The 14,000-nt window shown below is 62.4% G+C and carries 11 protein-coding genes and 1 tRNA gene; 8 read left to right on the top strand and 4 right to left on the bottom strand.

Going from position 1 to position 14,000, the window contains the following annotated elements:
- Positions 1 to 44: 44 nt before the first annotated feature.
- Complete coding sequence (gene coaD / locus NQF87_RS03705; protein WP_266127087.1) at positions 45 to 551, bottom strand: pantetheine-phosphate adenylyltransferase; 507 nt, start codon at positions 549 to 551, stop codon at positions 45 to 47.
- Entirely contained in the window at positions 544 to 3,324 is a 2,781-nt protein-coding gene (gene gyrA / locus NQF87_RS03700; RefSeq protein ID WP_407652004.1) for a DNA gyrase subunit A, read from the bottom strand. The genes coaD and gyrA overlap by 8 nt, the downstream gene beginning before the upstream one ends.
- Before the next feature lie 167 nt (positions 3,325 to 3,491).
- On the opposite strand from gyrA, the gene NQF87_RS03695 reads away from it, so the two are divergent.
- Genes NQF87_RS03695 through NQF87_RS03685 form a run of 3 tightly spaced genes read left to right on the top strand, consistent with a single transcriptional unit; the run spans position 3,492 to position 7,885 of the window.
- Entirely contained in the window at positions 3,492 to 4,859 is a 1,368-nt protein-coding gene (locus NQF87_RS03695) for an anthranilate synthase component I family protein (RefSeq protein WP_266127085.1), read from the top strand.
- A 3-nt stretch (positions 4,860 to 4,862) separates the two neighbouring features.
- Positions 4,863 to 5,684, top strand: coding sequence for an aminotransferase class IV (locus NQF87_RS03690; protein WP_266127084.1), 822 nt, complete (start codon positions 4,863 to 4,865; stop codon positions 5,682 to 5,684).
- A 53-nt stretch (positions 5,685 to 5,737) separates the two neighbouring features.
- Complete coding sequence (locus NQF87_RS03685; protein WP_266127083.1) at positions 5,738 to 7,885, top strand: S9 family peptidase; 2,148 nt, start codon at positions 5,738 to 5,740, stop codon at positions 7,883 to 7,885.
- A gap of 48 nt (positions 7,886 to 7,933) precedes the next feature.
- Here NQF87_RS03685 and NQF87_RS03680 read toward each other — a convergent pair whose 3' ends face one another.
- Positions 7,934 to 8,383, bottom strand: a complete 450-nt coding sequence (locus NQF87_RS03680; RefSeq protein WP_266127082.1) for a hypothetical protein — start codon at positions 8,381 to 8,383, stop codon at positions 7,934 to 7,936.
- A 198-nt stretch (positions 8,384 to 8,581) separates the two neighbouring features.
- Between NQF87_RS03680 and ykgO the strand changes: the two genes are divergently transcribed.
- Positions 8,582 to 8,707: a type B 50S ribosomal protein L36 gene (gene ykgO, locus NQF87_RS03675; RefSeq protein ID WP_043561915.1), complete on the top strand. Its 126-nt coding sequence runs from the start codon at positions 8,582 to 8,584 to the stop codon at positions 8,705 to 8,707.
- Between the two features lie 27 nt (positions 8,708 to 8,734).
- Positions 8,735 to 9,463, top strand: a complete 729-nt coding sequence (locus tag NQF87_RS03670) for a tetratricopeptide repeat protein (protein ID WP_266127081.1) — start codon at positions 8,735 to 8,737, stop codon at positions 9,461 to 9,463.
- An 18-nt stretch (positions 9,464 to 9,481) separates the two neighbouring features.
- Here NQF87_RS03670 and NQF87_RS03665 read toward each other — a convergent pair whose 3' ends face one another.
- The gene (locus tag NQF87_RS03665; RefSeq protein WP_266127080.1) at positions 9,482 to 11,731 is read right to left on the bottom strand and encodes a primosomal protein N'; all 2,250 of its coding nucleotides are present in this window, start codon (positions 11,729 to 11,731) and stop codon (positions 9,482 to 9,484) included.
- Positions 11,732 to 11,765: 34 nt separating this feature from the next.
- On the opposite strand from NQF87_RS03665, the gene NQF87_RS03660 reads away from it, so the two are divergent.
- From NQF87_RS03660 to NQF87_RS03650, 3 genes are all read left to right on the top strand, one after another.
- The gene (locus NQF87_RS03660; RefSeq protein ID WP_266127079.1) at positions 11,766 to 12,770 is read left to right on the top strand and encodes a tyrosine recombinase XerC; all 1,005 of its coding nucleotides are present in this window, start codon (positions 11,766 to 11,768) and stop codon (positions 12,768 to 12,770) included.
- Positions 12,771 to 12,822: 52 nt separating this feature from the next.
- Positions 12,823 to 13,761, top strand: coding sequence for a retroviral-like aspartic protease family protein (locus tag NQF87_RS03655; RefSeq protein WP_266127078.1), 939 nt, complete (start codon positions 12,823 to 12,825; stop codon positions 13,759 to 13,761).
- 121 nt (positions 13,762 to 13,882) lie between these two features.
- A tRNA-Asp gene (locus NQF87_RS03650) sits at positions 13,883 to 13,959 on the top strand.
- The last annotated feature ends 41 nt before the right edge of the window (positions 13,960 to 14,000 follow it).

Genomic DNA, 14,000 nt, shown 5'->3' with positions numbered 1-14,000 from the left:
CATGGCAGAGACTGCCGCCAGACCAGCGATAAAATACCGCCGTCTCATCTCCGTTCTCCTATCAGTTTTTCCCGTACGAGCCGGGCTGTCATGGGGCTGACAAATGGGGAAATATCCCCCCCAAGACGGGCAATTTCCTTCACGATCCGGCTGGCCGTCGTGCGATGGCTTTCGGAAGCCAGAAGGAAAACCGTTTCAATTTCCGGGGCCAGACGGCGCAGCGCACCGGAAAGCTGGGTCTCGAAATCGAAATCCCCGGCAGAACGCAGCCCCCGGATTACCGTCCCCGCCCCGGCCTGCCTGACGGCATCCACCAGCAGCGTATCAAACCCGGTGACGGAAATGCGATCCTTATGCGGAAGAGTGGCAACGTCCCGCTCCAGCAGTTCACGCCGCTCCTCGAACCCCAGCAGAGGCCCCTTGGCATCATTGATCGCCACTCCGACCACGACATGATCGAACAGGGCCGCCGCCCGGTCGATCACGTCCAGATGACCGAACGTGACCGGGTCAAACGTGCCGGGGTAAAAACCGATGCGCCGGTCAGTCATCCGCCCCGTCGCCATCCGCTGGGGAGGCCGCTTCAGCCTCGCCACCTTCCGTGCTGGCCGCGGCCTCGCCTTCAGCATCCTCTTCCGTTTCCGTGTCATCCTCCATCACGGGGAAAACGCTGATGATGCGCTCGTCACCATCGACACGGAAGAGCGTCACACCACCGGCCTGACGGGACATGACACGCACCTGCTCAACTGGCAGACGGATGAGACGGCCCGTATCCGTCACCATCATGACATCCGTTCCATCCAGCGTCACCAGCGTCCCCACGACCTCACGCCCACGACGGGCATTGGAGAAGGTCATGTTGCTGATGCCCTGCCCGCCACGGCCGGACACACGGTAATCATAGGCCGAGGAACGCCGCCCGAAGCCCGTATCCGTCACGGTAAGCAGAATCTGCTCCTGCCCCTCAAGCTCCGCATAGCGGTCTTCACTCAGCGGGCTGTCAGCCAGAATCCCTTCCAGACCCTCCTCATCAGAGGTCAGATCGCTGCTCTCCTCGACCTCTTCCTCCAGCCCTTCATCCCCGGACTGGGCAGCAAGGACACGGCGGTGGGCATTGGCAGCCCGGAGGTAAGCGGCCCGCTCCTCCACGCTGGCCTCAACGTGATTCAGCACGGCAAGAGAGACAACCCGGTCACCATCGGCAAGCCGGATGCCCCGCACGCCCGTACTGCCACGGCCAGCGAAGACACGCAGCACGTCATCCGTGATCTGAAAACGGATGGCACGGGCATTGCGGGTGGCGAGGAACACATCCTGCCCCTCACGGCACGTTGCCACACCGATCAGAAGATCATTCTCATCCAGCTTCATGGCGATCAGGCCGGAAGACCGGATGTTGCGGAAATCGCTCAGGCGGTTGCGCCGCACGTTACCGCTTGCCGTGGCGAAGACGAGATGCAGGTCATCCCACAGCTCTTCATCCTGCGGCAGTGGCAGAACGGCCGTGATAGTATCCTCACCAAGCTCCGGCAGCAGATTGACCAGTGCCCGTCCCTTGGCTGTCGGGGCGGCCTCCGGCAGGTGCCAGACCTTCATGCGGTAGGCCTTCCCGCCAGAGGAGAAGAACAGCACCCACTGGTGCGTGTGTGCATTGAAACTGCGAATGACAATGTCATCACCACGCCGCCCCGCCGCCGTGCGGCCACGGCCACCCCGATTCTGCGAACGGAACAGCTCCAGCGGCGTCCTCTTGATGAAACCATCCCGTGTGATGGTCACCACCATCTGGCCCGGCTCGATCAGGCTCTCATCGGACTGATCACCCAGCGCATCAGAGATTTCCGTGCAGCGCGGGTCGGCCAGAGCGGCACGGGCTGCCTGAAGTTCCTCCCGCATGACCTCCATGCGGCGCACATGGCTGCCGATGATCTCCAGAAGTTCCGTGATACGGGCACTGACCTCTGCCAGCTCACCCTGAATCTTCTCACGCTCCAGACCCGTCAAACGCTGGAGTCGCAGCTCCAGAATACCACGGGCCTGCGCTTCCGTCAGATGGACACGGCCATCAACGATCACATTGCCCTCATCATGGATAAGCTCCAGCAGCGGCTCCACGTCGGCAGCAGGCCATGTGCGGGTCATGAGCTGCTCACGGGCGGTGGCGGCATCCGGAGCGGAGCGGATGAGAGCAATGACCTCATCAATATTCGCCACGGCCAGTACCAGACCAACCAGCAGATGCCCCCGGTCCCTGGCCTTGTTCAGGTCGAACCGGGCACGGCGGAGGATCACGTCCTCACGGAAGCGGATGAAGGCATCCAGCACGTCCCGCAACCCCATCGTGCGGGGGCGGCCTTCATCCAGTGCCAGCATGTTGACGCTGAAGCTCGTCTGAAGCTGGGTGAAACGGTAAAGCTGGTTCAGCACCACTTCCGGCGTGGCATCACGCTTCAGCTCGACCACCACCCGCATGCCGGAACGGTCACTCTCGTCCCGGATGTCGGAAATGCCTTCAATGTCCTTGGACCGGACGAGGTCGGCAATCTTCTCCTGAAGCGTGGCCTTGTTGACCTGATAGGGAATCTCCGTCACCACGATGGCGAAGCGGTCCTTGCGAATTTCCTCAATCTCGGCACGGGCACGGACAGGGATGGAACCACGGCCCGTCTCATAGGCCTGCCGGATGCCCCGGCGACCCATGATGATTCCTCCGGTCGGGAAGTCCGGCCCCGGAACAATCTGCATCAGTTCTTCCAGCGTCATGTCCGGATTGGCGATCAGGGCCAGAACGGCGTCAATCACCTCACCCGGATTATGGGGCGGAATGTTGGTGGCCATACCCACCGCAATACCGGATGCCCCATTGACCAGCAGATTGGGGAAAGCCGCCGGAAGGACCTGCGGCTCCTGCTCGCTTTCATCATAGTTGGGCTGGAAGGCGACCGTATCCCGGTCAATGTCATCCAGAAGGAAGGAAGAGGACTTCGCCAGCCGGGCCTCGGTGTAACGCATGGCCGCCGGACTGTCGCCATCAACGGACCCGAAATTCCCCTGACCATCCACCAGCCGCACACGCATGGACCAGGACTGCGCCATGCGGACCATGGCGTCATAGATGGAGCTGTCACCATGCGGGTGATATTTACCCATCACGTCACCGACCGCACGGGCCGATTTGCGGTAGGGCTTGTCCGCCGTAAAGCCGCTCTCCCGCATGGCATACAGGATGCGTCGATGAACGGGCTTGAGGCCATCACGCACATCCGGCAGCGCACGGGAGACGATCACCGACATCGCATAGGCCAGATAGGAGGAACGCATTTCCTCCTCGATCGTCACCGGGAGGCGGTCGGAAGGCAAAATATCGTGCGGCTCGCTCAAGACAGGTCCACCCGTTTTCTATAAATGGTCAGTGTTTCAGCATAACCTATTCTGCACCAAGTTCCTAGTTTGTTCCTGCCTGCGCCTCCCTGCCGCACCATGACCGGATGACCTGCCCTTCTGCCATGCCCCCCTCCTCCACGTCTCCTTCCACACCCCACATCATCGAACTGCCGTGGCAGCCGCCGGAACAGCTCTTCCCTCTCTGCCGGGGTGAAGAAAAGTCCGTCTTTCTCGACAGTGGCGGGCCAGCGGAACAGGAACGGCACCGCTGGAGTTTCCTCTGCCCCCGCCCTGCGGGACATCTCACCCTGCCTCTGGAAGAGATACGCCACTTTCCACGGCACCTGCGGCAGTTTCTGGCTGTCCATGCCCCGGAAGAAGGCCCATCTTCACCCTGGCCAGACCTGCCCTTCACGGGGGGTGTCATCGGCCTGCTCAGCTATGAGGCCGGCATGGCCCATGAAGGGCTGACCTCCCGTCATGAAACGGACTGCCCCGCTTTCACCGCCCTAGCCTGCCGGAACCTATTCATTTTCGACAGGCTGGAGCAGAGGCTCTGGTGGGCCAGTGCGGATGGTTCCCCACCACCGGATGCTCCCCACATTCCGACCTCCCCAGAATGCCGAAACCCACCCATCACGCCCGCAGCCGAACAGAATACCAGCGCATGGCAGGATGCCGTCCAGACGGTACGGGACTATATTGCAGCCGGGGACATTTTTCAGGCCAACCTGACCATGCGCTGGACCGCCCCCCGCCCGGAAAACCTTGACCTGCACGGCCTGTACGAACGGCTTCGCACGGCCTGTCCGGCCCCCTTCGGAGCCTGGTTCCACACACCGGGCTTCACGCTGCTCAGTGCTTCGGTCGAGCGGTTCCTGTCACTGGACCATCAGGGCCGTATCGAGACCCGCCCCATCAAGGGGACATGCCCCGTCAGCCCGGACCCACATCAGAATGACATTCTGAAAAAGACGCTCCGCCATGATGAAAAAGAGCTTGCCGAAAACCTGATGATCACCGACCTGATGCGCCACGACATCGGGCGAGTCTGCCAGCTGGGCAGCGTGGCGGTCCCACAGCTTTTTGCCGTGGAACGTTTCGCCCATGTCCACCATCTCGTGTCCAGCGTGACGGGACAGCTGAAAACGGGGCAGGATGCCGCCGCCCTGCTGGCCGCCACGATCCCGCCCGGCTCCGTCACGGGTGCCCCGAAATACCGGGCCATGGAAATCATTGACGAGGTCGAGACCTCCGCCAGAGGGGCCTATTGCGGTACGTTCTTCCGGCTGGGCTGGGGTGGTGACCTGGACAGTGCCGTCATCATCCGTAGCATCAGTGCAACAGGGGAGCATCTGCGGGTGGGAGCAGGCGGGGGTATCACCTATCCTTCCCATCCAGAAAGGGAATATAAAGAAATGTGCCTCAAGGCCGCTCCGCTGCTGACGGTGTTGCACACTTACGAACACTGACCCATGCTGACCTCTTCCTGCCCTTTTCTCTGGTTAAACAGCGACCTTCTCCCGGCGGACAGTCCGGTCATCACAGCGCAAGACCGGGGCCTGCTGCTGGGTGATGGACTTTTTGAAACCATGCAGCTCCGCAACCGGCAGGCTTCGTTTCTGGATGCCCACCTGACCCGGCTGGAAGAAGGCTGCCGCATCCTGCGCCTCCCCGCCCCTTCACGGGAAACCGTCGAGGCCGCCCTCGACCGCCTGATCGCCGCCAACAACCTGACAGACGGTTCCGCCCGCGTGACCCTCACACGGGGCACCGGCCCACGGGGGCTGACCCCTCCTGCCAAGCCGCATACCACGCTGCTCATCACCACGGCCCCCCTCCCAGAACAGCCCGCCGCCCCTGTCCGGCTGCATGTCAGCGCACAGAGGCGGGACCCGCAGGTCGTGCTGAACCGGGTGAAGTCCCTCAATACCCTGCCCGCTATCCTTGCCCGCATGGACGCCCGGGAGCAAGGAGCTGACGACGCCCTCTGGCTCACGCCTGAAGGCGAGATTGCCGAGGCCACGGCCGCCAATTTCCTGGCCCTGATGGACGGACAGGTTGTTACCCCGCCCCTTTCCACCGGAATCCTGCCCGGCATCTCCCGTGCCCGCCTGCTGGCCGCCAGCCTCTGCAAGGAACGGCCCCTGACAGAAACGGACATTGCCAAACTTCAGGGCGCATGGCTGGTCACGGCCCTGAGCCTGACACCAATTGCGGCCATAGGCTCACAGGAGATTCCCCTTCAGCCCGAACAGACCAGCCGACTGCGGCATTTTCTCTATGATGGCCAGTAACGCTTCCATCCGTGCCATTGAATCGCTCCCGGTCAACCGCCACATCTCCTGTCATGACTTCTGATAAACACACCCCGACCGTCTCCGCCCTGCCCAAAGCCCCCGTGGCCCGGCGCAACCCCGTCGTGCTGGAGCAGCTGGGCCGCACCCGCACGGATTCCTACGCCTGGATGAAGGATGAAAACTGGCAAAAAGTCCTGCGTGACCCGTCTGTCCTGCGGGAGAACATCCGCTCCCATCTGACGCAGGAGAACGCCTATACGGATGCCGTGCTGGCCGGGACGGTGCCCCTTCAGGAAGACCTCTTCAAGGAAATGGTCGGCCGCATCCCCCCGGCTGAAGAATCCGTTCCCCTGCCGAGCGGCCCGTGGCTCTACAGCCTGCGCTTCGAGAAGGACGCCCAGTACCCGCTCCATGTCCGCCGCCCCCGCAGGGCCGGTACCAGCGAAGCCGATGGGCCGGAAGAAATCCTGCTGGATGTGAACGAACTGGCCGCTCGGCACAGCTTCTACAGCCTTGCCCAGGCCGCCCATACGGAAGATCACCGCCATTACGTTTATGCGGAAGACGTGCAGGGGTCGGAAGTATACCGGATTCAGGTCAAGGACCTCGCCACCGGCACGCTCTGCGCTCCGGCCGTGGAAAGCAGCACGGGCAGCTTCACCCTCTCCCCGGACAGCCAGTATCTCTTCTGGATTTACCGGGATGACAATGGCCGCCCCTCCCGCATCTATCGCCGCCCGCTTCTGGGGGGTGAAGACATACTCATCTTTGACGAGACAGACCCCGGCTTCTTCCTGAGCATTGGTGTCAGTGCCTCCCGGAAATGGATCGCCATTGAGCGGGGCGACCACGACGCGAATGAGACCCTGCTCATCCCGGCCTCTGATCCAACCGCCATGCCCAGGGTCGCTGCGCCGCTGGTACGGGGTGAACGCTACAGCCTGACCCACTGGAATGACCGCTTCATCATCCTGACCAATGCCGGTGGAGCCATCGATTTCAAGCTGATGACCGCTCCGGAGGCCACGCCGGACCGTGACCACTGGCAGGAATTCCTGCCCCATAAGGACGGACACTTCCTGCTTGGCGTCAGTACCGGACAGGACCATCTGGCCTGGATCGAACGGCGCAACGGCAATACGGAAATCTTCACCCTCAGCCGTGAGGATGCCGACAGGGGCAGCATCCGCCACCATGCCCGCCACATCAGCATGGACGAACCCGCCTACACGCTCAGCCTGCTGGGGATTCTGGAATATGAGCAGCCTGTCCTGCGCTATATCTACCAGTCCCCCACCACACCGGCGCACTGGTATGATTACGACATGCGGACCGGCGAAAAGAGCCTTCGCAAGGTCCGGGACGTCCCCTCAGGACACGACCCTGCGGCCTACGAGACGCGCCGCCTTTTCGCCCGGGCTGATGATGGTGCCCTGGTACCCATCACCATCCTGATGAAGAAAGGCACGGAGCTGAACGGGAAAAATCCCATGCTGCTCTATGGCTATGGCTCTTACGGCATCTCCATGGAGGCCAGCTTCTCCACCACGGCCCTCAGCCTCGTGGATCGTGGCGTGATCTACGCTACGGCCCATGTACGGGGCGGCAGCGAGAAGGGCTGGAACTGGTTCCTTGAAGGCCGGGCCACAAAAAAGACCAACAGCTTTACCGACTTCATCAGCTGCGCCCGCCATCTGATTGCCGAGAAATACACCGCCGCCCGTCGCATCGTGGCGCATGGTGGCTCTGCCGGTGGCCTGCTGATGGGAGCCATCGCCAACATGGCACCGGAGCTGTTTGCCGGTATCGCTGCGCAGGTGCCCTTCGTAGACATGCTCAACACCATGTCGGACACGTCCCTGCCTCTCACACCGCCGGAATGGCCGGAATGGGGGAACCCGCTGACCGACCCGGAGGCTTACGACCTCATCGCCAGCTATTCTCCCTATGACAATATCCGCCCGGTTGCCTATCCGGCGATTCTGGCGATGGGCGGCCTGTCCGACCCACGGGTGACCTACTGGGAACCGGCCAAATGGATCGCCCGCCTGCGTGAAGAGGCACGGGGCGGCCCCTTCCTCTGCCAGATCAACATGGAGGCAGGGCACGGCGGCTCTTCAGGCCGTTTTGCCCGCCTGAAAGAAGTGGCTCTCGTGCAGGCCTTCGCCCTCTGGAGCCTAAAAGGGGCTGAAAGCTGAACCTTCCCGAAAAGCCCCTGTCCCCCACGGGAGGCAGGGGATTTTTTCTCACTGAAGCTCGTCGCCCTGATCTTCCGACTCGAGTTCGGCGAGCTGGGAACATATCTTGCCCAGCCGTGCATTCTGCCCGGCAACACCGCCTTCACAGGCCGTCCGGGCATCCTGGCTACAGCTGGAAATGACACTCTCCATGTCCGATTCCAGCACGTCCCGCACCAGACCAATATCAAAGCTGCGCTGGGCCGTTTCTTCCACATCCAGCTGTTTCTGAACCTTGTGCATCTCATCCAGATTCTTCAGGCAGAGCTTACCTGCTGAATTGGGACTGACCCGCAGGACAGCAAGGATGTTGTTCACGACGACGCCCTTGGCATTCACGTTAGGGTCATCGTCATCCGTCCGGGCAGCCCCGCCCGCCCATGCCGGACTGGCAAGACAGACAGCCCCCAGAACCAGAACAGACCCGAAAGAGCAGAACCGCACGGAAAGAAAAGACAAAAACTGCTTCATGCCTGGCAGCATAATGCGAAACGGATCGGGGGGAAATGGGGCTTTTTCTCCACATAACCTTGACTCACCCCCATCTGACAGGGTATGCGGACGCCAAGTTTCGCGGGCGTTTCCGCCCTGCATTATGAGAGCCGCTGTCCGGCAGGACAGACTGGCCTGTCTTTTCTGTCGGGGAGCCTGAACATCATGAAGATCCGTAACAGCCTGAAATCCGCCAAGGTTCGTGACAAGAACTGCCGCGTCGTGCGTCGTCGTGGCCGCGTGTACGTCATCAACAAGCAAAACCCGCGCATGAAAGCCCGTCAGGGCTGAGCTGACAGACCAGTGGGACGGTGCAGCATGTCCACGGCTCCGCTGCGCCGCTCTGTCTGTGACGCTCTACAGCGCATGGCCCCCTTCAGGGGGCTGAAGCCTCCTGCCCTGTGGCCGGGGGCTTTTTTTGCGGCTGCCTTCAGTCTGTTCTGCGGCATGAGCAGTGCAGCCCCGTCACATGAACAGGGCCACGGCACACCATCACAGTCCCGTCGAGACGCCTCTCATGACAGACCAGCCTCCACTCCCCCTAAAAAACCACACAGCCCGAGCCTGAAGGAAAAACTGGAACAGACCGAACAGGCCATCGCCAGCGAGCAGGACGACCAGAAAGCCCAGAGTCTCATGAAAAGAGCCGAGACCCTGCGGCTCTACAGCGTGAAAAACAGTGGGCGTATCCTGCTCAGTGAAGCACAGGACAGTCTCAAACAGGGCCATACGGATGAAGCCGAGAAAGACCTCTCCGCCGCCCTGACTCTCCAGCCTGACAACGCCTTCCTCCGCCGCCAGAGGGCCGCCATACGCTTTCTTGGCAATGACCTGACAGGAGCCGTGCAGGACCTTCAGGTCGCCCTGGTGCAGGACCCCGGTGATGCGCAAAGCTGGGAACTTCTGGCCCGCACGCAGGAACACCTCCGCCATCCTCATCAGGCCCTCCATGCCTATACCGAGGCCCTGACACACGCCCCCCTCCTGCCTGACGGGCAGAAACGCTACAGGCAGCTGGAACAGCAGGCCAACGGCATCCCGGACTGATCCACCCGTCCGGCGGGTCTACATGAACGATACCGGGTCCACATCCACATCAATGCGGGCGTCATTCCTGCGGGGTGCGCCATCCAGCCACCGCCGCAGCAGGGGCTGAAGGGCAATGTCCCTGCGGGTCCGCAGCAGGAGACGGTACCGGTACCGGTCCCTCAGCAGAGCCAGCGGGGCCGGAGCCGGTCCCAGAACCTGAATCCCTTCCCCCCGAGGGGCGTGCAGGGCCAGCAGACGGGCCAGCTCCTCCGCCTGACGCTCTTTCGGCGCACTGACGATAACGGCTGCCAGCCGCCCGTAAGGCGGCCAGAAGCCGGGGCGACGCTGTGCGGCCTCCTGTTCCATGAAACTGATGAAGTCATTGGCCAGAAGGGCCTTCATGACCGGGTGATCGCCCGCATAGCTCTGAAGCATCACCTGCCCCGGCTTTGTCCCACGCCCGGCACGCCCGGCCACCTGATGCAGAAGCTGCATGGTCCGTTCCGCTGCCCGCAGATCCCCCCCGCCCAGCCCAAGGTCCGCATCCACCACGCCAACAAGGGTCAGGTCCGGGAAATGCCAGCCCTTGGCCACAACCTGCGTGCCGATGATCAGGTCTACTTCCCTGCTGGAGATTTTCCGTACTGCCTCTTCCATTGCCGCAGGAGAAGTCAGCGTGTCGGATGCCATGCTCAGCAGCCGGGCATCTGGGAAACGGGCCTGCGCTTCCTCATGAATCCGCTCCACGCCCGGCCCGATCGGCACGAGGCTGTCCTGCGCCCCGCAATCTGAACAGGAGCTGATGAGCGGCTGGGTATATTCGCAGTGATGACAGGCCAGAATCCGCCGCCGCCTGTGTTCCACCATCCAGGCCGAACAGTGTGGGCATTGCAGACGATGCCCGCAGGCCCGGCATATCGTCATCGGCGCATAGCCACGCCGGTTGAGGAACAGCATGCTCTGCTCCCCGGCTTTCATCCGCTCTTCAATGCTTTCACAGAGCAGGGGCGAGAGAAACTGCCCCCGCTCCGGGCCATGCGCCTTCATGTCGATCAGGCTGATCTCCGGCATCTGCGCCGTTCCGTGCCGGGCCTCCAGCACTTCATGACGGAAACGGCCTTTCTGCACATTGACCAGCGTTTCCATGGAGGGCGTGGCAGAGACAAGAATGACCGCCGCCTGCACCAGACGTGCCCGCACGATGGCCATGTCCCGCCCGTGATAGAGAACACCCTCTTCCTGCTTGTAGGTGTTCTCATGCTCTTCATCGACCACCACAAGCCCGAGATTGGCAAAGGGCAGGAACAGGGCGGAGCGTGCCCCCACGACAACCTGCTGCCGCCCTTCTGCAATGGCGCACCATGTCTCCCGCCGTGTCTTCTGCCCCAGCTCGGAATGCCAGACGGCAGGCCGGATGCCGAAACGCCGTTCAAACCGGTCCGTCCACTGGGCTGTCAGGACAATCTCCGGCAGAAGCACCAGCACCTGCCGTCCCTGTTTCAGACAGGCCGCCACGGCCTCGAAATAGACTTCCGTCTTGCCGGACCCCGTCACCCCCTCCAGCAGCGTGACCGTGAAGACCCGCTCCTCCACACCAGCCACCAGAGCCTCGGCAGCCTCGGCCTGTTCTTCGGACAGAACCGGCGGGGCATGGTCGGGATCGGCCTGTTCAGCAGGAGATGACGCCTCCATGAGACATTCTTCCAGAAGCCCCGCATTGGCCAAGCCACGAATCACTGCCGCACTGGCTCCGCTGGCTTCACTCAGCATCGCCGTGCTGCTGGGGCTGCGACTCTCCAGAGCGGCCAGCACGGCCCTGCGGGCTGGCGTCAGCCGTACCTTATCCGGCAGGGGGCCGGGTTTCCGCACCCACCCCATGGCCGGTTTCATGCTGCCTGCCTGAGCAGGAACACGCAGGGCAATCGCCAGAACCATGCCCGGTGCACTCAGCCCATAGGCTGCCACCCAGTCGATGAACTGGCGCAGATCATCTGGCAGGGGCGGCACATGCTCCAGCACCCCCGTAATGGAACGCAGCTTCTCAAAAGCGATCACCCGTCCTCTAGAAGACGGACGGAAATCCGCAGGAAGATGGGTGGGCTGGCTGTCCCAGACACAGCCTGTCAGCTCCTGCCGCCCCAGCGGCACACGCACCAGCGTGCCCGGTGCCAGCGGCCTGTCTGACCGGTAATCCAGCGGACCATCCAAAGGACGGGGTACCAGAACGGAAAGACGATGACCGGCTTCCATTCTCCTGCTATGGGAGGGAAGGCTGTTTTCTGCCATGTCTTCATCCTAACCTCTCCGGCAGGGAAATACCATGAGCCTTCCATCCGGAAGCCCCTCCCCTCGCTCCATAACCATCCATGCAGCCCACGAGGCTCTCACGGCCTGGCAGGACTGGCTGACCCACGAGAAACGGGCGAGCAAGGCCACACAGACGGCCTATCTGCATGATGTCTCCCTCGCCCTCGGGTTTTTCAGCCGTCATTTTGGCGGAGACCTGCCACTGGAATCACTGGGTGAGCTGAAACTGGCCGATTTCCGCTCATGGCTGGCCCATGAGACGAACCGGGCCGAAAAGGCCGCCCGTCTCAATCCCGGTGGACGCCATACACCGGATGGCCATGCCCGCAGCCGTGGCCGCCGCATCTCCTCCCTGCGGGCCTTTTTCCGCTATCTGGAAAAAGAACACCGCATCACCAATCCGGCCCTTGCCCTTCTCCGCAGCCCCCGCATGAAGACCCGCCTTCCCCGCCCCCTGACACCGGAGGCCGCCCAGATGGCCCCGGATGGCATTGCTGACCAGACGATCAATAACGGCTTTGCCCTGCGGGACGCCGCCCTTTTCACCCTGCTTTACGGAGCTGGACTACGCATCAGTGAAGGGCTGTCCCTTGATGTCAGCGACATAGAACGGATCAGCGACGACATCCTGTTCGTCACGGGCAAGGGCGGGAAAGAACGGGCCGTGCCCATTCTCCCGCAGGTCCGGCAGGCTCTAGAACGCTGGCTGGCCGTCCATCCGTCACCTCATGCCAGTGCGCCGCTTTTCTGTGGCGTACGGGGCAAGCGTCTCAACCCGGGCGTGGCCCAGCGGGCCATGAGGCAGTGGCGCATGTCCGAAGGCCTGCCCGACTCCGCCACGCCCCACGCCCTGCGTCACGCCTTTGCCTCCCACCTGCTCCAGAACGGGGCGGACCTGCGCACGATTCAGGAACTTCTGGGCCATGCCAGCCTGTCCAGCACGCAGATATACACGCTGGCTGATGAACACCATCTCATGGACGTCTGGCAGAAGGCCCATCCCCGCGCCAACCGCTGACCACAGCCGATCCCTTCTTCACTCCGCCATTTCCGGGCAGACCCGTCATCCCATGATTACCACCCGCCTTTTCCCAGTCATCTCCAGCCTGCTGGTTCTCTGCTGGCTGCTTTCTTTCCCTGCGGCCCATGCCTCCGGGCCGGAGGCTGCCTGCCGCCAGACGCACATCACCACGCTGCCCCTCAGGGAGACAGGCTATTACCTGACCACCGTGGCACAGATTCATGGCCGGTCCCTGTCCATGATCGTCGATACGGGATCGGAAGGCAGCCTGCTGACGCCTGACGCCCTGGGCAGGCTGCACCTCACCCCCAATGAGGAAGATGCCACCATCATCTCCGGGCCGGACGGGCGGGGGCATGTCGTACCCACCATCCAGCTGGCGGCCATCACGCTCGGCCAGCTCACCTACCACCACCCTGTCCTCCCCCTGGGTGCCCTGCCGGGATTCCCCGCCATGCAGCCCCCCGTGCTGGGGCTGATCGGCATGGACCTGCTCGGCCATTATGACCTTGACCTCGACCTGCCCCATCACCGGCTCAGCCTGTGGGACATCCATGCCGGGTCCATCCTCTGCCGCCAGCCGCCCTTCTGGCCCACACCGGGGCAGCGTCTCGCCGCCCGACGCATCCGCAACCGGTTCTTCATCCCCTTCACGCTGGATGGGCGGCAGGGACTCGCCCTGATCGACAGCGGTGCCCGGTCTCACATCATCAGCAAAGATTTCGTGCATAAACTGGGCATCACGAAGGAAGAGCTGGACCGTGACCCCGGCGGAACCAGCGCAGGCATTGGCGACAGGGAACACCGCTATCACTGGCACCGCTTCGGCCGTCTCACCCTTGGCGGGCAGACGCAGCTGCACCCTGTCCTGACCGTCACTTCCCTTCATGAACAGGCCGACATGCTGCTGGGCGCAGACTGGCTGATCCATCATCAGCTCTGGCTCTCTGCCGGGACGGAAGGGGCTGTTTTCATACAGAAACCCTGAAAAGGAGCCTTCATGAAGAAAAACGTAAAAAAGTGATATTTCTCTATTGCCAATAAATCCGTATCCCGCTAGACAAACGCCATCCCAAGGGAACGATGCTTTTCTCGGAAAGCAGAAGACTGCGGGTGTAGCTCAGTTGGTTAGAGCGCCGGCCTGTCACGCCGGAGGTCGCGGGTTCGAGCCCCGTCACTCGCGCCACTCCTTTTCAGAAGGGTGGCGTTTTTTTATTCCCTTCTCCC

Origin of the sequence: Bombella dulcis (assembly GCF_026385505.1) — a bacterium.
GTDB lineage: Bacteria > Pseudomonadota > Alphaproteobacteria > Acetobacterales > Acetobacteraceae > Bombella > Bombella dulcis.
Note: the sequence above shows the minus strand (reverse complement) of the source record. Positions and strands in the feature narration are given on the sequence as shown.